This window comes from Duganella sacchari (genome assembly GCF_900143065.1).
GTDB classification, from domain to species: Bacteria; Pseudomonadota; Gammaproteobacteria; order Burkholderiales; family Burkholderiaceae_D; genus Rugamonas; species Rugamonas sacchari.
On the sequence record NZ_FRCX01000003.1, the window covers coordinates 413,093 to 437,143 of the forward strand.

General features: G+C 64.7%; 16 protein-coding genes. 12 read left to right on the forward strand and 4 right to left on the reverse strand.

The window, feature by feature from the left end; all coding sequences use genetic code 11:
- The first annotated feature begins 51 nt into the window (after nt 1–51).
- The 4 genes from BUA36_RS08325 (at nt 52) to BUA36_RS08340 (ending at nt 3,435) form a co-directional block, all read left to right on the forward strand.
- Complete coding sequence (locus BUA36_RS08325; protein ID WP_072783371.1) at nt 52–1,323, forward strand: MFS transporter; 1,272 nt, start codon at nt 52–54, stop codon at nt 1,321–1,323.
- 72 nt (nt 1,324–1,395) lie between these two features.
- The gene (locus BUA36_RS08330; RefSeq protein WP_072783374.1) at nt 1,396–1,749 is read left to right on the forward strand and encodes a nuclear transport factor 2 family protein; all 354 of its coding nucleotides are present in this window, start codon (nt 1,396–1,398) and stop codon (nt 1,747–1,749) included.
- Between the two features lie 40 nt (nt 1,750–1,789).
- Nucleotides 1,790–2,620 (forward strand): alpha/beta fold hydrolase, encoded by an 831-nt coding sequence (locus BUA36_RS08335; protein WP_072783376.1) that lies wholly within the window; start codon nt 1,790–1,792, stop codon nt 2,618–2,620.
- Nucleotides 2,617–3,435: a helix-turn-helix domain-containing protein gene (locus tag BUA36_RS08340; RefSeq protein ID WP_072783378.1), complete on the forward strand. Its 819-nt coding sequence runs from the start codon at nt 2,617–2,619 to the stop codon at nt 3,433–3,435. Before BUA36_RS08335 ends, BUA36_RS08340 begins: the two co-directional genes overlap by 4 nt.
- Before the next feature lie 5 nt (nt 3,436–3,440).
- Here BUA36_RS08340 and BUA36_RS08345 read toward each other — a convergent pair whose 3' ends face one another.
- Nucleotides 3,441–4,262, reverse strand: a complete 822-nt coding sequence (locus BUA36_RS08345; RefSeq protein WP_072783380.1) for a substrate-binding periplasmic protein — start codon at nt 4,260–4,262, stop codon at nt 3,441–3,443.
- A gap of 81 nt (nt 4,263–4,343) precedes the next feature.
- Between BUA36_RS08345 and dinB the strand changes: the two genes are divergently transcribed.
- The 4 genes from dinB (at nt 4,344) to BUA36_RS08365 (ending at nt 15,929) form a co-directional block, all read left to right on the forward strand.
- The gene (gene dinB / locus BUA36_RS08350) at nt 4,344–5,492 is read left to right on the forward strand and encodes a DNA polymerase IV (protein WP_072783382.1); all 1,149 of its coding nucleotides are present in this window, start codon (nt 4,344–4,346) and stop codon (nt 5,490–5,492) included.
- A gap of 68 nt (nt 5,493–5,560) precedes the next feature.
- Entirely contained in the window at nt 5,561–6,457 is an 897-nt protein-coding gene (locus tag BUA36_RS08355; protein WP_072783384.1) for a recombination-associated protein RdgC, read from the forward strand.
- Between the two features lie 149 nt (nt 6,458–6,606).
- Nucleotides 6,607–13,419 carry a beta strand repeat-containing protein gene (locus BUA36_RS08360; RefSeq protein ID WP_072783386.1) on the forward strand — a complete coding sequence of 2,271 codons (6,813 nt, stop codon included), beginning with the start codon at nt 6,607–6,609 and terminating at the stop codon, nt 13,417–13,419.
- 86 nt (nt 13,420–13,505) lie between these two features.
- On the forward strand, nt 13,506–15,929 hold the full coding sequence (locus BUA36_RS08365) for a hypothetical protein (RefSeq protein ID WP_072783388.1): 2,424 nt from the start codon (nt 13,506–13,508) through the stop codon (nt 15,927–15,929).
- 89 nt (nt 15,930–16,018) lie between these two features.
- Here BUA36_RS08365 and BUA36_RS08370 read toward each other — a convergent pair whose 3' ends face one another.
- The gene (locus BUA36_RS08370) at nt 16,019–16,504 is read right to left on the reverse strand and encodes an asparaginase domain-containing protein (RefSeq protein WP_072783390.1); all 486 of its coding nucleotides are present in this window, start codon (nt 16,502–16,504) and stop codon (nt 16,019–16,021) included.
- A 129-nt stretch (nt 16,505–16,633) separates the two neighbouring features.
- Between BUA36_RS08370 and BUA36_RS08375 the strand changes: the two genes are divergently transcribed.
- Entirely contained in the window at nt 16,634–17,392 is a 759-nt protein-coding gene (locus BUA36_RS08375) for an L-asparaginase (protein WP_072783392.1), read from the forward strand.
- On the opposite strand, the gene BUA36_RS08380 is transcribed toward BUA36_RS08375, so the two are convergent.
- The gene (locus BUA36_RS08380; protein ID WP_072783394.1) at nt 17,389–18,384 is read right to left on the reverse strand and encodes a D-2-hydroxyacid dehydrogenase family protein; all 996 of its coding nucleotides are present in this window, start codon (nt 18,382–18,384) and stop codon (nt 17,389–17,391) included. The two genes, BUA36_RS08375 and BUA36_RS08380, sit on opposite strands and share 4 nt — an antisense overlap.
- A gap of 283 nt (nt 18,385–18,667) precedes the next feature.
- On the opposite strand from BUA36_RS08380, the gene BUA36_RS08385 reads away from it, so the two are divergent.
- The 3 genes from BUA36_RS08385 (at nt 18,668) to BUA36_RS08395 (ending at nt 22,452) form a co-directional block, all read left to right on the forward strand.
- A complete protein-coding gene (locus BUA36_RS08385) occupies nt 18,668–20,533 on the forward strand; it encodes a phosphoenolpyruvate carboxykinase (GTP) (protein ID WP_072783396.1) in 1,866 nt (621 codons plus the stop codon).
- An 89-nt stretch (nt 20,534–20,622) separates the two neighbouring features.
- Nucleotides 20,623–21,240, forward strand: coding sequence for a TetR/AcrR family transcriptional regulator (locus BUA36_RS08390; RefSeq protein WP_072783398.1), 618 nt, complete (start codon nt 20,623–20,625; stop codon nt 21,238–21,240).
- A 216-nt stretch (nt 21,241–21,456) separates the two neighbouring features.
- Nucleotides 21,457–22,452, forward strand: a complete 996-nt coding sequence (locus BUA36_RS08395) for a hypothetical protein (RefSeq protein WP_072783399.1) — start codon at nt 21,457–21,459, stop codon at nt 22,450–22,452.
- Here the strand turns inward: BUA36_RS08395 and BUA36_RS08400 are convergent.
- A complete protein-coding gene (locus BUA36_RS08400; protein ID WP_072783411.1) occupies nt 22,449–23,882 on the reverse strand; it encodes an aldehyde dehydrogenase family protein in 1,434 nt (477 codons plus the stop codon). The genes BUA36_RS08395 and BUA36_RS08400 overlap by 4 nt on opposite strands.
- Nucleotides 23,883–24,051: the final 169 nt, after the last annotated feature.

The following is a 24,051-nucleotide window of genomic DNA, read 5'->3' on the forward strand; positions in this document are numbered from 1 at the left end:
TTATTTAGAAAATTGTTTTGCAGCCTCGTGCAGCGATGTCAATATTGCTTCATGAATTCTACTCTTGATCCCTTGTACCAGCGCGTGAGCGCGCGGCTGATGCCGTTCCTGTTCTTGTGCTTCGTGGCCGCCTATCTGGACCGCGTCAATGTCGGCTTCGCCAAACTGCAGATGCAGGCCGACCTGCAATTCAGTGACGCGGTGTACGGCGTCGGCGCCGGGATTTTCTTCATCGGCTATTTTTTGTTCGAGGTGCCATCCAATCTGCTGATGACGCGCACCGGCGCGCGCATCTGGATTGCCCGCATCATGATCAGCTGGGGACTGATCTCCTCGGCGCTCATGTTCACCAGCAGTGTGACGACGTTTTATGTGCTGCGCTTTCTGCTGGGCGCGGCCGAGGCGGGCTTCTTCCCCGGCATCATCCTGTACCTGACCTACTGGTACCCGGCCCAGCGCCGTGCGCGCATGGTGGCGGTGTTCATGAGCGGCGTGGCAGTGGCGGGCGTGGTTGGCGGTCCGCTGTCCGGCTGGATCATGAAAACTTTCGCCGGCGTCAATGGCTGGAGCGGCTGGCAGTGGCTGTTCCTGCTCGAAGGCCTGCCTTCGGTGCTGATCGGCGTGTGGACGCTGTTCTATCTGGACGACGGCATCCGCAGCGCGCGCTGGCTCAGCGAGCAAGACAAGCAGACGCTGGAACGCGAGATCGCCGCCGACCGCCAGGTGCAGCAGCATATGCCGCTGGCGCAGGTGTTCAGCAGCGGCAAGGTGTGGCTGCTGGCGCTGGTCTACCTCCTGTGCGTGATGGGTTTGTATGGCGTAAGTTTCTGGCTGCCGCAACTCATCAAGAACAGCGGCGTGACCGATGTGCTGGATATCGGCCTGCTGTCCGCCGTGCCGTATTGTGTGGCGGCCGTGGTGATGATACTGGCCGCGCGCCATTCCGACCGCAGCGGCGAGCGCCGCTGGCACACGGCGCTTGCCGCGCTGGCCGGCGCGGCGGGATTGGTGACGGCCACCATCTACAGCGACAACACGGTGATTGCGCTGGCGGCGCTGAGCGTGGCCACGGCCGGTATCCTGTCCACCTTCCCCATCTTCTGGAGCCTGCCGACCGCGATGCTGGGCGGCGCGGCCGCAGCGGCGGGCATTGCGATGATTAACTCGGTTGGCAATTTGGCCGGCTTCGTGGCGCCCTACCTGGTGGGCGTGGTGCGCGATGCGACCGGCAGCACCGCCAGCGGCATGTATCTGATTGCCGCCAGTCTGCTGGCCGGCGCGGTGCTGGTGGTGGCTGCGGTGCGGCGATTACCTGGGACGTAATCGCCGCCGTGCGGGCATTGCCGGAGAATGGTTTCTGTCGATACGACATGACCACTCACCAAGGAGATCATCATGAATGCAGCCAATATCGCCACCCAATACCTGGCCATCTGGAATGAACGCGATGCCGCCGCCCGCCGCGCGCTGGTCGCCAAAGCCTTCAGCCTGGACGCCAGCTATATCGATCCCATGATGCGCGGCGCCGGCCATGACGGCATCGACGCCATGATCGCTGGCGCCCAGGGCCAGTTCCCCGGCTACCGCTTCGAACTGGCGGGAACGCCGGACGGCCACAACGACGTGGTGCGTTTCTCGTGGTCGCTGGCGGCGCCGGGCAGTGCGCCGGTCGCGTTTGGCACCGACGTCGCCAAAGTAGCGCCGGACGGCCGCCTGGCCAGCATCACCGGCTTCCTGGACGCAGCCTGAGTCCGCAGCCCCTTATCATTGCCTTCTCAAGGAGACCATCATGTCCGCCATCAGCGCACCAGGTTTTATCCGTACCGGCGACGGCGTCGATCTGTTCTACCGCGACTGGGGCCAGGGCGAGCCGGTGCTGTTCATCGCCGGCTGGTCGCTGCCGTCGGACATGTGGCAGTACCAGATGTTGGCGCTGTCGCAGCGTGGCCTGCGCTGCATCGCCTTCGACCGCCGCGGCCATGGCCGTTCCAGCGACCCCGGGCGCGGCTACGACTTCGATACGCTGGCCGATGACATTGCCGCCGTGATTGATGCGCTGGGCCTGGAGCAGGTCATGCTGGTCGGCCATTCGATGGGCTGCAATGAAATCATCCGCTACCTGAGCCGCCATGGCGAGGCGCGTGTCAAGCGCGTCGCCCTGCTCGGCACGATGACGCCGATGATTTGCCGCGATGACAGCAATCCCGATGGACTCGACCCGGCGCTGCTGGCGTTCTTCCGCACGCAGGAACTGGGCCGCGATTTTCCAGCCTGGATCGACGGGAACATGCCGCCGTTCCTGGCACCGGACACGTCGCCTGGGATCGCCAACTGGTTGCGTCAACTGGCGCTGGGTGCGTCGTTGCAGGCGCTGGTGGAATGCAACCGCGCGCTGGCCAGCGCCGATTTCCGCGCCGAGCTGGCGCGCATCAGCACGCCGGTGTTGCTGATCGCCGCCGACCAGGATGTCAGCGCCCCGTTCGAGCTGACCGCCAAACCAACTGCGGCGCTGCTGCCCAACGCGCAACTGCGCATGTATCAAGGCGCACCGCATGGCATGTTCGTCACCCACACAGAGCGCGTCAATGACGACCTGCTGACGTTCCTGGATGCGGCATGAGTGCGGCCACCGAATATTTCAGCGACTTTGCCGCAGCGCTCAAGTACTGGCGCGGCAAGCGCGGCTACAGCCAGCTGCGTTTGTCAACCGAGAGCGAAATCTCCCAGCGCCACATCAGCTTTTTGGAAAGCGGCCGTTCGCAGCCCAGCAAGGAGCTGATCCTCAAGCTGGGCATGGTGCTGGAGGTGCCACTGCGCCAGCGCAATGCCATGCTGCTGTCCGCAGGTTTCGCGCCGGCCTACCAGGAACGCAATCTGTCCGATCCCGAACTCAAGGCGGTGCGCCAGGCGCTGGAATTCATGCTGGCGCAGCAGGCGCCGTATCCCGCGCTGGTGGTGGACCGTCTGTGGAATCTGCTGATGCTCAACGAACCGGCGCTGCATATGCTGCGCTGGCTGCACGGCCTGCCACCCGATGCACAATTACCCACCGACGGCTCGCTCAACGTGATCCGCCAGACGCTGGACCCGAACGGCCTGCGTCCCTATCTCGCCAATTGGGAAGACGTCAGCGCCGACCTGCTGTTATGGATACAGCGCGAAGCCATGAGTGATGGTCCCGGCAGCGAAGCCACGGTGCTGCTCAGCGATCTGCTGGCGCTGCCCGGCATCGCTGGCATGCCGCGCATTCCCAACCTGGACCGCCGCGCCTTGCCTTTTCTACCCATGACCTTGCGCAAGGACGGCGTGGAGCTGAATCTGTTCACCACCATCGCCACGCTGGGCACGCCGCATGACGTGACAGTGCATGAACTGCGCGTGGAAAATTTCTTCCCGGCCGACGAAGCCACGGCCAACTGGTTCAAGCAGCGCTAGCGGAGTTAGTGCGCTGGCAGCGCGTCGAGAATGTCGTGCGTGCCATTGCTGAAAATCTGGCGCGTGATGTCTTCGCCCAGATAGCGTGCATAAATACGCTGCACCGTGCCGTCTGCCACGATCGCGCGCAGCGTGTCCGCATAGGCTTGCAGAACCTTGGGCGGCACCTTGTTGGAAACATACATGCCGACCAGCGCGCGTGGCGATTCGGCAAACGGCGTGCCGGTCATCTTGCCCATCATGCCGAACGCGCGCTGATGCAGCACATGGATGGCGGGCGGCGCCAGCGTGCCTTCCGCGCGGCCGGCCTGAATTTTCCGGAACACCACGCCGTAATCGTTGACGTATTCCAGCCGGCCCAGTTTTTGCAGACGGTCCATTTGCGCGGCCGTGGCGGTGGAATAGGAAATCCCACGCGTGACGTTGAGGCGGGCTTTGCTGTGCTCGACAAAATCGGCCAGGCTGCGGAATTTGCCGGCGTGCTTGTTCAACAGCAGCAGCTCAAACTGGGTGGAGGTGTACGGCAGCCAGACGCCATAGCGGTCGCGCTCTGGAGTACGCAGCGACGCCCCCGTCAGGTCCAGCTCGTTGTTGAAGAATTGCGCGTATAACCGGCCGTGCGGATACCAGCGGATATGGAATTGGCAGCCGCTGCGCTTGCGCATTTCGGCCAGCACATCCACGGTGCTGCCGCGGAAGCTGGCGCCGTCCCGGAAAGCCGAGTAACCGAGGTCGCTCAGACCCACGCTGGCGGGCGGGCATGCCCCATGGGCCGCAGCGAGCGGCAGCCAGCAGGCCAGCAAAACGGTGGTCAGGCGTTTGGTCATTGTTGCAGTGTAGCATTAGCAACTTGCGGTCAGGGCAGTTTCCGTGGATACTGTATGCATTCCCAGTAATCGTTCTGCATTATGGCTGAAGCCGAGCGCCGCATTGCCCACATCGACATGGATGCGTTTTTCGCGTCGGTCGAGCTGTTGAGTTACCCGCAGCTGCGCGGCCAGCCCGTGGTCATCGGTGGCCGCGGCCATGCGCCGGAGCAGCGCGCAGATGGCTCATATGTGTTTGCGCGCCTGCGTGATTACGTGGGGCGCGGCGTCATCACGACGGCCACCTACGAAGCGCGCGCGTTGGGCGTGGGTTCGGCCATGGGCATGATGAAGGCGGCCAAGCTGGCGCCGGATGCGATCTTGCTGCCGGCCACGTTTGACGCCTACCGCCACTATTCGCGGCTGTTCAAGGAAGCGGTGGCCAGCATTGCGCCGGCTATCGAGGACCGCGGCATCGATGAAATCTTTGCCGACCTCACGCATGTGGAAGGCGAAACGCGTGCGCTGGCGGCGCGCATCAAGCAGGCGGTGCTGGATGCCACCGGCCTTACGTGTTCGATCGGCGTCACGCCCAACAAGCTGCTGTCGAAAATCTGTTCGGACCTGGAAAAGCCGAACGGGTTGACGGTGCTGGGGTTTGAAGACATTCCCGCGCGCATCTGGCCGCTCAATGTGCGCAAGGTGAACGGCATTGGTCCCAAGGCGACGGCCAAGCTGGCTTCGCTGGGTATCGAAACCGTGGGGCAGCTGGCGCATACCGACCAGGGGCTGCTGCAGGATTATTTCGGCGCGCATTATGCGGCGTGGCTGGCGCGCGCGGCGCGCGGCATCGACGAGCGGGAAATTTCCACCAGCCGAGAGAGCAAGTCGATGTCGCGCGAGACCACGTTTGAACGCGACCTGCATGCGCGCCAGGACCGCGATGCGCTCTCGGCGATTCTGGTGCGGTTGTGCGAGCGGCTGGCGGAAGATTTGAAGCGCAAGAATTACGTCAGCCGCACCATTGCCGTCAAGCTGCGCTATGACGATTTCCAGATCGTCAGCCGCAATGTCACCTTGCCGTTGCCGGTGGCGGATGCCGACCAGATCCTGCACGCGGCGCGTGAATGTCTGAAGCGGGTGCCGCTGCAACGCAAGCTGCGCCTGCTGGGCGTGCGCGCCAGCGCACTGGAACCTCCCGGCGCCATGGCGCGGATACCACAGCCGGTGCAAGGCGATTTATTTGCCTGAGCCCGGGCCGGTATCAGCGTGTAAAATGGCGCTCTTTTGCAATCTCCGAAACAAGGCCTGTCAACTTTATGTGGTTCAAGAATCTACAGATTTACCGTCTGCCGGCCCCTTGGGCCTATACCCCCGAACAACTGGAAGCCGCGCTGGCGACCCAGGCTTTCACGCCGGCCAGCAGCAATGAATTGCTGCGCCAGGGCTGGGACACGCCGCGTCCTAACGGTGGCCTGGTGCATGTGGTCAACAAGCAAATGCTGATCTTGCTGGGCGCCGAGAAGAAACTGCTGCCAAACAGCGTCATCAATCAGGTAGCCAAGGCGCGCGCTGCCGAGATGGAAGAAGCCCAGGGCTTCGCTCCCGGCAAAAAAGCCATGAAAGAATTGAAAGAGCGCGTGGCCGATGAACTGTTGCCGCGCGCGTTCTCGATCCGCAGCAATGTCTGGACCTGGATCGACCCGGTCAACGGCTGGCTGGTGGTGGATGCCGCCAGCCCGGCCAAGGCCGATGAAGTCATCAAGCTGCTGCTGAAAGCGGTTGACCGCATGCCGCTGGAAAGCCTGCGCGTGCAGCGCTCGCCGGTGGGCGTGATGACCGAGTGGCTGCAAACCGATGAAGCGCCAGCCGGTTTTACCGTCGACATGGATACCGAATTGCGCGCCACCGGCGAGAGCAAGGCGGCGGTGCGTTACGTGAAGCACTCGCTGGACCCGGAAGAAGTGCGCCGCCATATTGCCAACGGCAAGCAGTGCACCCGCCTGGCCATGACGTGGGACAGCAAGATCTCCTTCGTGCTGACCGAATCGCTGGCGATCAAGGGCGTCAAGCCGCTGGACGTGCTGGACGAAAAAGACGCCGGCGTGCGCAATGACGATGAGCGCTTCGATGGCGATTTCATGCTGATGACGGGCGAATTGGCGAAGATGATGGCCGACGTGGTGGAAGCCCTGGGCGGCGAAGCCAAGGCCTGATCTTCTTTGCCGTTCAGTAAAAAATGCCGCGAAGTCATTGATTTTGCGGCATTTTTATATGGTGAAATGCTAAAAAAAGTCGCATTTCCCACAGGAAATTACCTGAAATTCTGCTATAGTGAATAGTCTTAGCAAAAAAGGAACTTCCTATGAGCGGACCCACCGGCCTGACGAGTCAACAGATCGCCAATCTGACCACCCAGCAAATTGCTGCATGGTCAACCGATGACATTCGCGATCTGATCAGCAGCCAGATTCCCGGGCTGCGGACCGATCACGCCGCCGCTCTGAGCAGCTTGCAGCTGTCCGCCCTGTCCCCGACCAATTTCGCGACCCTGACCACCCAGGACATCGCGGCCCTGAAACCTGCCGTATTGAATGCCACCGGTGCCGTGTCGCCTGCGCTGATGGCCATGCTGAGCAGTGCCCAGATCGTGGCGTTGACCACCGCTCAGGTGGCAGCACTGGGCACCCGTGCCTTCAGCAATCTGCCCGCGGGCGCCATTGCCGTGTTTGAAACGGCCGATGTCGCTGCACTGGGTACCGCCAATATCGCCTTGCTGCAGCCCGACGATATGGCGATCATGCAGAGCCAGCAGTTTGCCGCGCTCAGCAGCCGCCAGTTCGGCGCCCTGTCCAGTGCCGACATCCAGGCCATTGGCAACGTCAGCTTTGCCGCCTTGAGCACGCAAGTCATTGCCGGGCTGGGCAGCAAGCAGGTCGGCGCGCTGACCACCAGCCAGGCCATCGCCTTGAGCACGCTGCAGGCAGCGGCGCTGACGTCGGCGCAGCTGGCCTTGCTGAGTTCCGATAATTTTGCCGTGCTGGAAGCCGCCGACCTGGGCGCGATGAAGACTGCCACCATCGCCAGCCTGTCGACGCGCCAGATGGCGGCCCTGAATTCCGCCCAGCTCGCGGGGTTCACCACCGCGCAGCTGGCGGCGCTGGGTACGCGCCAGGTGGTGGCGCTGAATAGTGCAGTATTGACGGGCCTGACGGCGTCCGGCCTGGCTGCGCTGAGCACGGCTGCCATCGCGCAATTGAGCGGCGGCGTGCTGGGCCAGCTCAGCAGCGACCAGCTGCGCGCCCTGTCCACCCAGCAGATCAATGCCATGGGCAGCGCGCAGTTTGCCGCGCTGGGCAGCGACCAGATCACCAACTTGCGTACTGCGCAGCTCAGCGTGCTGGGATCGCGGCAGTTCGCGGGCCTGGGCGTGGACGATATTGCCGCGCTCGATGAAAACGATTTGCCTTTCCTGAGCACGGCGGCGATGGCCGCGTTGAGCTCGCAGCAATTCAGTGCGCTGGGCGGCAGCGACTATAGTGCGATCGCCTCGCTGAGCACGGCGCAGATCGGCGCCCTGCGCTCCACCGCGCTGGTGGCGATGACGAGCGCCCAGCTGGCGCAGCTGAGTACCCGCCAGGTGGCGGCGCTGAGCAGCAGCCAGGTCAGCGCCATCTCGACCAGCGCCCTGCATGGCCTGTCGGCGGGTGACATTGCGGTGCTGCGCACCAATGTGGTGGCGGGCTTGTCGACGGCACAGGTTGCCGCGCTGGGCAGCGACCAGCTGGCCGCGTTCAGCACGGGCCAGATCGCCGCCTTGAACAGCCGCCAGCTGGCGGCCCTGACCAGCAGCACCATCGTCGGCCTGTCCAGCGCCGGGCTGGCGGCACTGACCACCAGCGCCGTGCCATTGCTGACGCCGGCGTTGCTGGCCGCGCTCAGCGTCGACCAGTTGACGGGTCTGAGCTCGCGCCACTTTGCCGTGATGAGCACAGCGCAGATCGCGGCCTTCGATGCGACGCAAATCGCTGCGCTGAACACGGCGCAGGTGGGCATCCTGAATTCGCAGCAGATCACGGCCTTGAGCACTGATGAGGTGGCCGTGCTGGGCAGCAGCGCCATGCGCGCGCTGAACACCAGCGCGATTGCGGCGCTGAATTCGGCGCAGCTGTCGGCGCTGGGCGAAGATCCGGGCGGCAGCCTGTTTGGCTTGCTGACCACGGCGCAGATCGCGGCGCTGCGTTCGGGCGCGCTGGCCGGCATCAGCAACGAGCAGATCGTGGCGTTGACCACGGCCCAGGCCGCAGTGCTGAACAGCGCCCAGATCGCCGGCATCGCGACCAAGCTGGTGCCCGCGCTGGAGTCTGCCGACCTGGCCGCATTGAATACGGGCGCCATCTCCAGCCTGAGCACGGCGCAAATGGCGCAGCTGAGCGCGGAGCAGGTGGCGGCACTGACCACGCTGCAAGCCAGCGTGCTGAACTCGCGTCAGTTTGCCGCCCTCACGCCGGGCGCACTGGCCGGCCTGGAAAGCGCCGACCTGGGCGCGCTGACGACGGCCACCGTGGCTGCCATCAGCACCGATGCGCTGGCGGCACTGAGCACTAGCCAGCTGACCGGCCTGAGCACGCGCCAGGTGACGGCGCTGAATGCCGGCCAGCTTAACGCACTGACGCTGGAGCAACTGGGCAGCCTGCGCACCATGCAGATCGCTGCACTGGGCTCGCGCCAGGTGGTGGGCCTGAGCACCGACGTGGTGGCAGCGCTGGGCAGCACCGGCCTGACCGCGTTGAGCGTGGGCGCCATCGGCGCGCTGAATTCGGCGCAACTGACGGTGCTGGAGCAGAACATCCAGGTATTGAGCACGGCGCAGATTGCCGCGCTGCGCACCAGCGCCCTGCTGGGGCTGACGCCGGAAGAAGCCATTGCATTGACCTCGCGCCAGGCCGCCGCACTCAGCGCCGACCAGGTGCGCGTGCTGAGCACGCAAGTGATCGCCGCCATGGAGGGCGTGGATTTTGCCGCGCTGCGGACCTCGGCGATTGCCGCATTGAACACCGCACAGGTTGCGGCGCTGGGCAGCGACCAGCTGGCCGCCATGACCGGCCCGCAATTCCTGGCGATGAGCACCGGCCAGCTGGCCGCGTTGCCGACCAATGTGATCGCGGGCTTCGGCACCAGTGGCCTGGCGGCCATGGGGCCGGCGTTCTTGGCGGCCTTGCCGGGCGATCTGCTGGCGACGCTGAGCACGGACCAGCTCAACAGCCTGAGCTCCCAACAGTTTGGCGTCTTCAGCAGTCGCCAGCTGCTGGCGCTGAGCCCTGAACAAATCGCCGGCTTGGGCAGCAAGCAGCTGGCCGGCCTCAACACGCGCAACCTGCCGGGCCTGACGGCGGCAGATATTGCTGCCATGGGCAGCGATGGCCTGCAGGCGCTGAGCACGGCCATGCTGCTGGCATTGAACACGTCGCAGCTGGCGGCGCTGGGCGCCAATCCTGGCGGCAATCTGTTTGGCGCATTGACCACGGCGCAGCTGGCTGCGTTTGGCACGCGCGCGATCAGCCAGCTCACCACCGACCAGATCGTTGCGTTGAGCACCACCCAGGCCTCCGCATTGAGCAGCTTGCAGGTGGGCGCGTTCAGCACGGACGATATCGTGGCGCTGGAAACCGCCGACCTGGCGGCCCTGCGCACGGTGGCCGTGCGGGCCCTGAACTCGCGCCAGATGGCTGTGCTCAGCAGTGAACAGGTAACGGCGCTGACCAGCAGCCAGATCGCGGCGTTGACCGCCGCCCAGTTCTCGGCATTGAGCTCGGATGGTGTGCAGGGCCTGGAACTGAGCGATATGCCGGTCCTCAACACCAGCGTGATTGCTGGCCTGTCGACCCGTGCGTTGACGGGCTTGAGCACCGATCAGGTGGCCAGGCTGGGCACCAACCAGATCGCCGTGCTGGGCAGCGCCCAGCTCAATGCACTGGGCAGTGACCAGCTGATCAGCCTGGGATCGTCCCAGGCTGCCGCGCTGAACGCGATCCAGCTGGGCAATATGAGCACGCGCGCGCTGGCGTCGCTGAGCACTGACAATCTGGCGGTGCTGAAAACCGCAGCGATTGCGGCGCTGAATGCGGCGCAGTTGAGCGTGCTGGGCAATGATCCCTACGGCAGCGGCGCCACCGCGATTGCCTCGCTCACCACGGCCCAGATCGCCGCGTTGCGCGCGCAGGCCATGGCCGGCCTCAGTGCGGCGCAGGCCGCCGCGCTGACGTCGAATCAGGTGGCGGCGCTGAGCAGCGCCCAGCTGGCCGCGATGCCGGGCGCCGATGTGGCGGCCTTCGACCTGGAAGATATCGCCGCGCTCAAGACTGCCACCATCCGCGGCCTGTCGTCGGCGCAACTGGCCGCCTTGAACGGCGACCAGTTCGGCACGCTGACCACGGGCCAGTTTGCCGCGCTGGGTTCGGGCGCCATGAGCGGCCTGACCAATGCACAAGCGGTGGCCATCACGGTCAGCCAGGCCGCAGTGATGACCAGCAGCCAGCTGGGCGCGCTGTCGCTGTCCGCCGTGGGTAGTCTGGAAGCGGAAGATGTGGCGGCGCTGCAGACGGGCGCCATCACCGGCCTGAGCTCGGCGCAGATGGGGGCCGTCAGTGCCGGCCAGCTGGCTGCGCTGTCCACGGCCCAGGTGGCCGTGCTGAGCAGCCGTCAGATTGGCGGCCTGCACGATGCCAGCGTGGCCGGCCTGTCCGCCGCCAGCCTGGCCGTCCTGAGTACGCAGGCGCTGACCGGCCTGGCCGCCAGCGCGCTAACGCAGTTGAACGGCGACCAGTTGCTGGCCTTCACCACACGCCAGATCAGCAGCCTGAGCTCGCGCCAGATCGGCGCGCTGCAACCGGGCCAGATCACGGCGTTGAGCAGCGACCAGGTGGGCGCGCTGGGTTCGCGCCAGACGGTGGCGCTATCGTCGGCCGCGATCAGCGCGCTGAACGAGGACACTGGCGTGCTGAGCACGCAAGCGGTGGCGGCGCTGACCGCGGCCCAGATCGTGGCGCTGGGCGCCAGCGCGAGCGGTGAGGCGGTCAACTTCGGCCTGGTGACGACGGCGCAGATTGCCGCCATCAGCACCGGCGCTTTGCAGGCGCTGAGCAATGCCCAGCGTGCGGCGCTGAGCGCGGCGCAGGTGGCGGCGCTCAGTGTCAAGCAGGTCACTGCCTTGTCGCAGAGCTTCCTCAGCGGCATGAGCAATCCACAGATCGCTGCCATCGGTACGGCGCAAATCCGCGCGCTGACCACCGCCCAGCTGGACGCCTTCAGCATCGACCAGTTTGGCGCGTTCAGCGCCGACCAGGTCCGCGCGCTGACTGCCGCCCAGTTTGCCAGCCTGACGCCGGCCGAAGTGGGCGCGCTCAATACGGCCGCGCTGGGCGCCGTCAGTCCGGGCACGATTGCCGGCCTGACCTCGGACCAGCTCACGGCGATTGGTACGCAAGGATTTGCGGCCTTGAGTCCTGAACAGGTAGCTTCGCTGACCACCAAGGCCTTTGCCGGCCTGACCACCGCGCAGGTCGCGGCACTGACCCCGGCGCAGGCGGCAGCGCTGAGCGCCGCCCAGATGCTGGCCTTGCCGCTGACCGTGGTGGCCGCCCTGCAGGCCGAGGATATCGCCGCGCTGAAGCAGTCGGTGATCGCCTCGCTGAAAACCCAGCAGCTGCTAGCGCTGAAGAGCAGCCAGATCGCTGCGCTGACCGCAAGCCAGGTCGCCGCCATGGGCAGCGCCCAGCTCGCCGCGCTGGGGGCGTCGCAAGTGGTGTTCCTCGATCTGGAGGATGTGGCTGCCATCAATCCGCTGTTCCTGAACGCCGCCGCCAAGGATGGCAACCTGCTGGCCGCGATGAGCACCACGCAGCTCAAGGCGCTGACGGGCGCGCAGGTGGCGGCGCTGAATTCGGACGCCATCGCGCGCTTGCAGCCAGCCTCGCTGGCGGCGCTGGAGCCGGTCGATGTCGCCATGCTGGGCACGGGCGCGATCCGCGCGTTGAGCGAACAGCAGCTGCTGGCCCTGACCGCTGAACAGATCAGTGCGCTGACGGTGCAGCAGGTCGCCGCGTTCCAGCCCGGCAGCAACGTCAACCAGTTCACTTCTGCGCAGATGTCGGCCTTCACCGGCACCCAGCTGGCCGCCATGAGCACCGCGCTGATTGCCGACCTGAGCCAGGCCAACCTGGGCGCCATCGATGTGTGGGATATCGCCAGCCTCGGCACGCAGCAGATCCGTGCGCTGTCGCCATTCCAGATGACCGCGCTGAGCCTGGATCAGTTGCGCCAGCTGAGCACGCGTCAAACCCATGTCATGACCGCCGACCAGTACCATGCGTTGACCGACAGCCAGCAGGCGGCCTTCAGCGCCGAGCAGAAAGCGGCGATGCCGTTCGTCACGCCGCTGGTGCTGGACCTGGACGGCAACGGCATCCGCACGCTGGGCCTGGAGGCGGGCGTGCAGTTCGACCTGGCCGCCAGCGGCAGCCGGCGTGCCACGGGCTGGGTCGGCCCCGGCGACGGCCTGCTGGCGCTGGACCGCAACCATGACAGCATCATCAACGATGGCAGTGAACTGTTTGGTTCGGCCACGCGCCTGGCAGACGGCAGCACGGCCGCCAACGGCTATGTGGCGCTGGCCGCGATCGACAGCAATGGCGATGGCGTGGTGGATGCCAAGGACGCGCTGTTTGGCGACCTGCGCGTGTGGGTGGATGCGGACGCGGATGGCGTCAGCCAGGCCGGCGAACTGAAGACGCTGGCCGAGTTGCATATCACCAGCCTCAAGCTCGACGTCCAGCGCGGCAACGCGGTCGACCACGGCAACCTGATCGGCCTGACCTCAAGCTACACCACCGACGATGGCAAGTCGCATGCGGCGGCAGACGTCTGGTTCGCGCAGGGCCTGAGCAGCAATGTGAGCGGTATGGCGCACGCGCTGTCATCGTTCACGGCGGCACAAGCGGCGCCTGCGCCGGCGTCCGGCCAGCTGGCGGCGCACAGCGCGCGCCTGGCGGCAGCGCTGCAGCAATATGGCGCGCCGACGCTGACCGCCAGCGCCGCGCAGAGCGACTCTGACAGCCTGCGCCTGAAGGCATTGCAGTCCTCCGCCACGCCCGGCATGCTGGCGCTGCCACGCGCGTAATTTCCTTTTCCCCCGGCTAGCCGCGTGTGCGGCGGGCTGGGGTCGTCCGCCGATCCACTTCAGCGTTCGATAAAAAAGGAAAACCTATGAGTATTGACCGTAATTTGACGACCGCGCAGTTTGCGGCCGGCGGCACGCGCTTGATCGCCAGCCTTACCACCGCCGACCTCGCGACGCTCTCCACCGACTATCTGGTCGCCATGACCACCACCCAGGCCCGCGCACTCAGCGGCGCCCAGCTGCTGGCCCTGCCGGGCGCCAGTGTCGCCGCGCTGGAAACAGCGGATGTGGCGGCCCTTGGCCTGTATCCGCTGACACTGGCAACGCAGTCCACCAACTTGATGTCGGCGCTGACGCCGGAACAGGTGGCGGCGCTGACCACGCCGCAAGCGCTGGTACTGAGCCCGAAAGGCCTGGGCAGTGTCAGTCCTGAAGCGCTGGCCGCCTTGCACACGCAGCAACTGGCCGTGCTGCGCGAGATGCAGCTGCGGGCGTTGACGGCAGCGCAAATCCACACGCTGACCTCCGACCAGATCGCCGCGCTGACGGTGCAGCAGCTGCGCGTGATGCCCAACAAGCGCGAACCGGGCGGCGACATGTTCCGTCCCGACCAGATCGTCGCGCTGGGCACGCACCAGATCGCGGCGCTGAACACCGCCATGTTGTCGGCGTTCAGCGCCACCGAGATGGCAGCGATTGAAACGCGCGACATCGCCGTGCTGAAGGCTTACCAGATTGGCGTGCTCAGCGTGGACCAGGTGCTGGCGCTGAACAGCGACCAGCTCGGCGCCATCAACAGCATGCAGATCGGCGTGCTGGGCACGCAGCACGTGCAGGCGCTCGACAGCGGTCGCCTGCATGCGCTGAGTACGGCCGCGATCGGTGCGCTGACCAGCCGCCAGCTGAATGTGCTGTCGAGCGACACCTTCGCGGCGCTGGACAACGAAGAACTGGCCGCGTTGGGGCCGCTGGCGATCACCGGTCTGGCGACGCGTCTGCTGGCGGTGCTGAATCCGGACAAGATCACCGCACTGACGCCACGCCAGATCGCGGCGCTGAGCTCGGCCAGCCTGAACGCCCTGCGCACCGAGCAGTTCCTGGCCCTGACCACCAGGCAGATCGCCAGTCTCAGCGTGACCCAGCTGGGCGGCCTGTCAACCGCCAACCTGGCGGCGATCCAGGCCGAGAACCTGAGCGCCTTGCCCGCCACGTTTATCGGTGCGCTGAATGCGCAGCAGTTTGCCGCACTGGGCGGCGCCGCGCACGACATCAGCTACCTGAGTCTGGACCAGATCACCCAGCTGCGCACCACGGCGCTGGCCGGTATGACGACTGACCAGGCAGTGGCGCTGACTACCGAGCAGGTGGCGCGCCTCAGTGGCGTCCAAGTCAGTGCGCTGTCGACCAGCGTGATCGCGGCACTGGAGACGCAGGACTTTGCGGCGCTCACTGCTACGGCGATTTCGGGGCTCAGCACACGCCAGTTTGCCGTGCTGAGCAGCGACCAGATCCTCGGCCTGAGCACCGCGCAGGCATCCGGGCTGGGCAGCCAGCACATCGCCGCGCTGTCGAGTGCCGTGATGGCGCAGATGCAGGTGGAAGAAATCGCCGCGCTGCGGCCGCTGGCGATTGCCGGACTGCGCATCGACCAGTTGCGCGCCATGTCCAGCGACCAGATCCATGCGCTGACGGCGGCCCAGTCCAGCGTCCTGAGCAGCAATCAGTTCCGCGCGCTAGACACGGGCGTCATCGCCGCGCTGGATACCGAAGATGTGGCCGCGCTCAACACCAGCGTGATCGCCGCGCTGTCGACCAGCGCACTGGCGGTGCTGCAGACCGACCAGGTGGCCGCGCTGACCGCCACCCAGATCGGCGCCATGAGTACGGCCTCGCTGGATGCGCTGAGCGACGAACAGTTTGCGGCGCTGGGGTCGCGCCAGATGGCCGGCTTGAGTTCGCGTCAATACCAGGCGCTGTCCACGCGCGACATGGCGGCGATTGGCACGGCGCAGTTTGGCGGCTTGTCGACACAAGTGATCGCCAGCCTGAGCTCCACCCAGGCGGCCATGCTGAGCACGGATCAAATCGTCGCGCTGACCGTGACCCAGGTGGGCGCGCTGACCAAAACCGTACTGAGCGCGCTGGGGGCGGAAGACATGGCGGTGATGGAAACGGCCGACCTGCGCGCGCTGAGCAGCGCCCAGCTGAAAGTGCTGTCGACCACGCAGATCAGCGCCTTCAGCAGCGTCCAGGCGAACGTGTTTACGACCGCGCAGACTGCCGGCCTCAGCACGGCGCAGATGGCCGCGCTGAGCGCCGCCAAAACCGCCCCGGTCCACAGCGCGCTGAGCCTGCGCGTCCGCGACCTGGCGCAAGCGCTGGCGTCCTACCATCCCGACATCGTCACGCCGGGCCTGGACGCGCTACGCGAACAAGCTGCCAGCCATAGCGTACAGCTCAACCTCTACGCGCCCGACACACCGCAGCACCTGGTTCCTCCCCGCAAATAAAAATCCGGGGTCAGTTCTTGCAATCCAACACGAGCTCTGCCTTTAATGGCTGAGGCCGTGTTGGATTGCAAGAACTGACCCCGGATGGTTTACAGGGGTTGGAAGACGCCGGCGGCTTTGTTTTTCTGGACGTTGTCCCAGGCGAAGATCTTGCCGTTCATGGCGACATATACGCCCGCCGGCAGCGTTTGCGCCACGCCGGCGGCAAAGCCGAGGTTGAACATGGCGTCGGAGTTGGCAATCGAATACGGTATCATGGCTCCGGTCAGGACGATGGTCTTGCCGAGGTTGGCCGGCCCCAGTACGGCGGCCGTCTGCGGCATCGTGTCGGTACCGTGGATGATGACGATGGCTTGCTCGCCGGCCGCCTGGCACGAGGCCAGGATGCGCGCGCGGTCGGCGTCGGCCATGTCCAGCGAATCCATGAGCGGCAGCTGCTCCAGTGCTACGTCTACTGTCAGGCGGCAACGCTTGAGCAGCTCGGGCACGTGGCTTTCGGCAAAGCCCAGGGTGCCGTTCAGTTCGTTATAGTGTTTGTCGAAAGTGCCGCCGGTGGCGAGGATGCGCAGGGTCATGGTAAAAGCTCAGGCGAATGAAAAATGATGTGCATCATAACCTAAACCACGGCCATCAAATGCTGCTGAAATGCACTGGAAAACTCGGCAGACAGCAGCTATATTGGTTTCTTTGTGTGTTGACTCCCTATGAAAGCGCTTGCTCCCGGCACTGTTATTTTCCACCGCCACCGTGGCTACGGGGTGATCACGACCGTCAATTTGCTGACCGGCTGGATTTCCGCGCGCTTCGGCAGCGAGTCGCGCACGCTTGATCTGAACCTGTCCACCGATGAAGTGCAATTTGCCGATGGCGAGGCGATCCTGTTCCGCCGCGCCCCGCCCGACCGCATGCCCCATGCGCGCCTGATGGCGGTGGTGCGCGCACTGCACCAGGCCGGTTATCAGAAGCTGTATCTGTATTCCTGGCCCAAGCCGTCCGGCCTGCACTGGCGCTGGCATTTGTTCACGGGGCCGCGCGACTGGATGCAGCGCGCCTGGCGCGAGGGCTGGTATGGCTCGGGCGCCGATTACAACGTCAATCCGGTGATGGGCTGGGGCGATTCGCCCGGCGCCACCACGGAGGAGCTGATCCACGCGCTGGCGAAGTTCGATCCGCAAGGGCTGGCCCAGGCGCTGGGCCGCGATGAAGACCACACGGCCTGGTTTGCCAGCGTGTGCGATGCGCTGCTGCCCGGCTATATGTACAGCCTGGACATGCAGCGTCCCCAAGGCGGTCCCCTGCTTGAGATGCCGTCCGTGCCCGTAGTGCCGGTGCGCGCTGCGCTGCCGCCTTACGCCGGACCGGACATCAGCTGGCCGCCCGGCTGGGCCGGTCTGTGGAGCAAGGTGCACGCCATGCCCACACCGCGCATTAATCTGAGCGGCATCCCGGAGCAGACGGACTAGCGGGCGTTGACCGCGTAGTCCGGATTGTGGAGATTGGCCGGCGTGCCTTGCGCAAACGCCACCACGTTGCTGAACGCGTGGTGGAAGTACAGCTCGTAGCTGTCCTGCTCGACGTAGCCCAGGTGTGGCGTGGCCAGCACGGTCGGCATGCGCAGCAGCGGCGACCCCGCATCCAGCGGTTCGGAAGGGAACACGTCCAGCGCCGCATAGCCGGGACGGCCTTTCTGCAGCGCCTGTTCCAGCGCGTCGGCCTGGACCAGCTCGGCGCGGCTGGTATTGACGAACAGCGCGTCCGGCTTCATCTGGGCCAGGTCGTCTGCGGTGACGATGGCGCGCGTGGCGTCGTTCAGGCGCAGATGCAGGCTCAGCACATCAGCTTGCGCAAAGAAAGCCGCGCGCGAGGCCGCCGCCGTGCAGCCATCCGCCACCGCCTTGTTGCGGCTGGCCTCACTGCCCCACACCAGCACCTGCATGCCAAAGGCGCGGCCGTAGCCGGCAATCAGCTGGCCGATCTTGCCGTAGCCCCAGATGCCCAGCGTACGGCCCTTGAGCACATAGCCCAGCCCGTTCAGTTGCGGATTGATGGACGCGGTCTGCCACAGGCCTTCCTTGAGGTTGTTTGCATACGGCACGATCTTGCGGGCCGCCGCCATGATGAGTGCCCAGGTCAGCTCGGCCGGTGCGGTCGGCGAACCCACGCCTTCGGCAATCGCGATGCCCAGTTCGGTGGCGGCCGCCACATCCACATGGCCGGCCAGTTTGCCGGTCTGCGAAATCAGCTTCAGATTGGGCAGCTTGGCCAGCAGCGCGCGGTTGAAGGTGGTGCGCTCGCGGATTAACACCAGCGCATCAAACGGCGCCAGACGCAGGGCCAACTGGCCCAGGCCACGGGTGCTGCTGTTGAACACTTTTACTTCGTGGTCTGCCAACAACTGAAAGCTTTTCAAGCCTGGAGTTGCATTTTGGTAATCGTCAAGAATTGCGATTTTCATGTGAGATAAGCGATTTTTGAATAAATTTCGTAGGGAAATAACAGTCTGGTGGAGACTCTGAATAGCTTACTACTTTAGTCAACCAATTCTCCTACATTTTTGTATGGAAGCCTTGTTGAGGGGTGTACAATCGGCCCACCAAACCATGGCCCGTCGACCAGATCCGGGCCGCGCAAGACCGCCGTAGAACCGCCGACCCATTTCGAATGGACCTCTGAGCGCAAGCCATAAGCTGACGACGATCCCGCGCTACCGAATTCTTAATTAGCATTGGAGAGGTACCATGAATCAACCTGTGATGGGTGGCGTTGCACCATTGAACGCCCCAGCTTACATCAAACAGCAAAAGCTCATCAATTGGGTGGCCGAGATCGCCGCCCTGACGAAACCGGACCGCATCTACTGGTGCGATGGTTCGCAAGAAGAGTACGACCGCCTGTGCGCGGAGATGGTTGCCGCCGGCACCATGAAAAAGCTGAACCAGGAAAAGCGTCCCAACTCCTATCTGGCGTGCTCGGACCCGACCGACGTCGCCCGCGTGGAAGACCGTACTTTCATCTGCTCCAGCACCCGGGAAGAAGCCGGCCCGACCAATAACTGGATGGACCCGGCGGAAATGCGCGCCACCCTGAGCCCGCTGTTCGACGGCTGCATGAGCGGCCGCACCATGTATGTGGTGCCGTTCTCGATGGGTCCGCTGGGCTCGCCGATCGCCCACATTGGCGTGGAACTGTCGGACTCGCCTTACGTGGCGGTCAACATGCGTACCATGACCCGTATGGGCAAAGCCGTCTACGACGTGCTGGGCACCGACGGCGAGTTCGTCCCTTGCGTGCACACCGTGGGCGCACCGCTGAAAGCCGGCCAGAAAGATGTGGCCTGGCCATGCAACGCCACCAAGTACATCGTGCACTACCCGGAAACCCGCGAAATCTGGTCCTTCGGTTCGGGCTACGGCGGCAACGCGCTGCTGGGCAAGAAGTGCTTTGCGCTGCGTATCGCCTCCAATATGGGCTTCCAGGACGCCCAGAACGGCGGCACCGGCTGGCTGGCCGAACACATGCTGATCCTGGGCGTGGAATCGCCGGAAGGCCAGAAGCACTATGTGGCAGCGGCGTTCCCGTCGGCGTGCGGCAAGACCAACTTCGCCATGCTGATCCCGCCAACCACGTTCAAAGGCTGGAAGATCACCACCATCGGCGACGACATCGCCTGGATCAAGCCGGGCAAGGATGGCCGCCTGTACGCGATCAATCCGGAAGCGGGCTACTTTGGCGTGGCCCCGGGCACCAACGAAAAAACCAATTACAACTGCATGGCCTCGCTGCGCGAGAACACCATCTTCACCAACGTCGCGCTGACCGATGATGGCGATGTGTGGTGGGAAGGCCTGAGCAAGCCGGCGCCACAGCACCTGATCGACTGGCAAGGCAAGGACTGGACGCCGGAGTCGACCAGCAAGGCCGCGCATCCGAATGCGCGCTTTACCGTGGCGGCGACCCAGAACCCGGTGATCGACCCGGCCTGGGACGATCCGGCCGGCGTGCCGATCTCGGCCTTCATCTTCGGTGGCCGCCGTTCGACCACCGTGCCGCTGGTGACCGAAGCCCGCAACTGGGTGGAAGGCGTGTACATGGCTGCCACCATGGGGTCGGAAACCACCGCTGCTGCTGCCGGTCAGATGGGCGTGGTGCGCCGCGATCCGTTCGCCATGCTGCCGTTCATCGGCTACAACATGAGCGACTACTTCCAGCACTGGCTGAACCTGGGCGAAAAAGTGGGCAAGATCGACGGCGCCGAGCTGCCGAAGATCTTCTGCGTCAACTGGTTCCGCACCGATGAGCAGGGCCACTTCGTCTGGCCTGGTTTCGGCGACAATATGCGCGTGCTGAAGTGGATGCTGGAACGTATCGAAGGCACCGCCGGCGGGATCGAAAACATCTTTGGCACCACCCCGCGCTTTGGCGATCTGAAGTGGGACGGCATTCCGTTCTCGCCAGAAGAGTTCGAGACCATCACCTCGATCGACAAGGACGCCTGGCGCGAAGAATTAAAGCTGCATGAAGAACTGTTCACCAAGCTGGCTTACCGCCTGCCGGAAGAACTGAAGGCAGTGAAAGCCGACCTCGAGAAGCGCCTGGCAAAATAAGCCGGCCGGAGGAGACCGCAACGGCGCGTAGCAATACGCGCCGTTTTTTTTTGCTTGCTGTTTCGCACAGGTGTGCTAAAGTTCAGCCCATGGATACCCTGACCGCAAAAAGCGAAGCCACCTTTGCCGCCATCATCGACGCCGCCATGGCCATGGCCGCGGCGGATGGCATTGGCAAGCTGTCGCTTGGCGAACTGGCCAAGCGCACCGGCATCAGCAAGAGCGGCGTGTTTTCGCGTGTCGGCTCGCTGGAGGCCTTGCAGGAAGCGGTGCTGGATGAGTATGACCGCCGCTTTGCGGCCGAGATCTTCCTGCCGTCGCTGCAGCTGCCCAAGGGCTTGCCGCGCCTGCTCGCCCAGGTCAACGCCTGGTCGCGCCGGGTGGCGGCAGAGGGCTTGCACAACTCCTGCCTGTACAGCGCCGGCGCGTTCGAGTTCGATGACCAGCAAGGCCCGCTGCGCGACCGCCTGCACCGTGGCGTCGAAGCCTGGCGGGCTTCGTTGCGCAAGACCATCCTGCAAGCCATGGAGCTGGGCCATCTGCGGCCGGACACCGATGCCGGCCAGCTGGTGTATGAAATCTACAGCCTGGTCGTGGGGCTGATCCATGACACCCGCTTCCTGCACGACGAACAGGCGCGGCGCCATATGCAGCGCGCCTTCAGCCGGCTGATATCGACCTACAAGAGCTTCAACGATCTGGAATAAACCCCGGTGCGCCGCAGTGGACGGCGCATTTTTTACAGCTAATTTCGCACGGGTGTGCGAAACAGAGGAGAACACGATGTTTGCTTTGCTGTTGCTGATTCCCGCTGCGGCCTACCTGTTGTGGCGCAGTCCGCTGGGCCAGGTGCTGCGGTCGCTGCCGAACAACAATGATGATTTTGTCCTGTTCTGAAGGGCACTTTTTGTTAGACTCGCGGCATGACTACGAGCCCCAACGATAACGCCAGCCTGCTGGCCCGCATTGCCCAGACCACCCGGCCGAACCTGGTCGTCACCATCGGTTACGGCGACGAATTGCCGGTGTTCCGCCACGCGCGCGCGCTGTGGCAGTTTTATATGTGCCATTTCCCCGGCATCGAAGTCATCTTCGTGCGCTGGTCGGACAAGCTGAAGCGCGGCGAGGTCATGTCCGACGGCCACGACCTGCTGGTCGGCATCGGCGGCGACTTCCAGGGCGCGGCAGGCTATAACACCAGCGGCGTGTGGTCGCAGTCGGAAAACGCGCGCTGGATTTACCGCCAGGTGCTGGTGCAGGACTACCTGCTGCGCACGCGCGATGCGCCGTTCTTCCTGTACCAGACCACGATTACCTCGGTGGTGGATTTCCGCGGCCTGTGCACGGTGCTGGACCACATCGCGCCGGAGAATTGCTTTGCCGGTCCGGTGGGCCGCCTGAATGCGCCGGAAGCGTTTGCCGGCCTGACCTTCATCAGCGGCGCCAGCGCACTGATGTCGCGCGATGTGCTGGTGCGTATGCGCGAGCGCTATGATCCCAGCCACGTCTACGCCTCCTTGCCCAACGATATCTGGCAGGCAGCCGTGCTGCATGACGTGCCGCGCCAGGCGCTGCCGACCTTTAACTTTGTCCGGCCACGCGCACCGCGCGCCGACGCCAGCTACCTCTACGCATTGGCAACGCAGCTGCTGCAGCAGGGCCAGTACCACTTCCGCATCAAGACCGTGGCGCCGGAAGACGCGGCCGGCCGCCGTGAAGACATCGATCCGTGGATCATGCTGCGCATCATGGAGGCGATCCTGGACAGCGAACATACGCCAGCCGCCACGCTGACCATGATCGACAAGGTGCGCCGCCTGACCGACGGCGGCGCCGGCGGTCCGATTGAACCGCGCCGCGCCGCGCCCGTGCACATCGGTCCGCGCGACTTTGCCATGAACGACGGCGAACTCGCTTAACGGTACTGCGCCGCTTCACCCAGTATGGCTTTCGGCTCCAGGTAGGCGTCCAGTCCGTAGGGGCCGAATTCGCGGCCGATGCCGGATTGTTTGAAGCCGCCGAACGGCGCGATGAGGTCATCGTGGATGCCGTTGATGTGCACCCGGCCGGCCACCAGCTGGTGCGCCACGCGGTTGGCGCGCGCCAGGTCGGTGGAGCTGATGTAGGCTTGCAGGCCATAGGGCGTGCCGTTGGCGATGGCGATTGCTTCCTCCTCCGTTTCATAGCGCATGATGGACAGTACCGGGCCGAAGATTTCTTCTTTGGCGATGGTCATGGTTGGCGTCACGCCAGCGAACACCGTGGGTTTGACGAAGTAGCCTGCTTCCAGTCCTGCCGGCTTGCCCAGGCCGCCCGTCACCAGTTCCGCGCCTTCCTCGATGCCGGTGCGGATGTAGTGCTGCACGCGCTCATACTGCTGGTGTGTGACGATGGGGCCGAGCGTGACGGCCGCGTCGTGCGGATCGCCCACCACCACAGCCTCCGCCGCCATTTTGGCCAGCCGCTTCACCTCGTCCAGCCGGTGGCTGGGCACCAGCAGGCGCGAGCCGGCGATGCAGGCCTGGCCATTGTTCATGTAGCAGGCCGCCACCGCCATCGGGATCGCCCTGGCGAAATCGGCATCGTCCAGAATGAGGTTGGCGCTTTTGCCGCCCAGTTCCAGCGTCACGCGCTTCATGGTGTCCACACCGAGACGGGCGATGTGCTTGCCGACCGGCGTGGAGCCGGTGAAGGAAATCTTGGTGATATCGGGATGGGTGCTCAGTTCCGCACCCACCACGTCACCGCGGCCGTTGACGATGTTGACTACGCCCGGCGGCAGGTCGGCTGCATGGAAGCATTCGGCCAGTATCTGATTCTGGCGCGCGCTCAATTCACTGGGTTTGACCACCACCGTGCAACCAGCTGCGATGGCGGTAGCGACCTTGTTGGCGATGAACCAGGCGCTGGAATTCCAGGGCGTGATGATGCCGACCACACCCACCGGCTCCAGCACCACCGTGGACTTGTTGATGGTCTTGACGTATGCGTGGTCGTCCATGACCTGCTTCACATCCAAAAACATATGGGCGGTGTAGCGCGAGCGGGCCACGCTGGTGTTGTGTGGGCCGCCGTATTCCTCCACCAGCGCGGCTGCCGCTTCATCGGCACGCGCCAGGACGGCGTCATGCAGGCGTTGCAGCATCGCGCCGCGCTGCGCCTTGGTGGTGCGCGAGAAGGCCGGGAAGGACGCCTTGGCGGCAGCGATGGCCCGGCGCGCGTCTTCCGCATCGCCGAGGCGTACCTGGCCCGCCAGCTGGCCGGTGCTGGGGTTGAGCAGGTCAAACATCTCGGCGCCGTGCGGCGTGACGAACTGGCCGTTGATGTAGATGTGGTCGATGGTGTACATGGCAGCTCCTTATGGGGAATAGAGGATAGGGATGCAGCCATTCTAGGAATCCGTGGTTGCGCGCATCAGTGGGATTCCTGCAGCATGGTTGCCTGATTCTGCATTCCATGCCGGCGTTTTGGCATTTCGTCACATTTCGCGGGCGGCTGGCAATCTGCCACGCTACAGT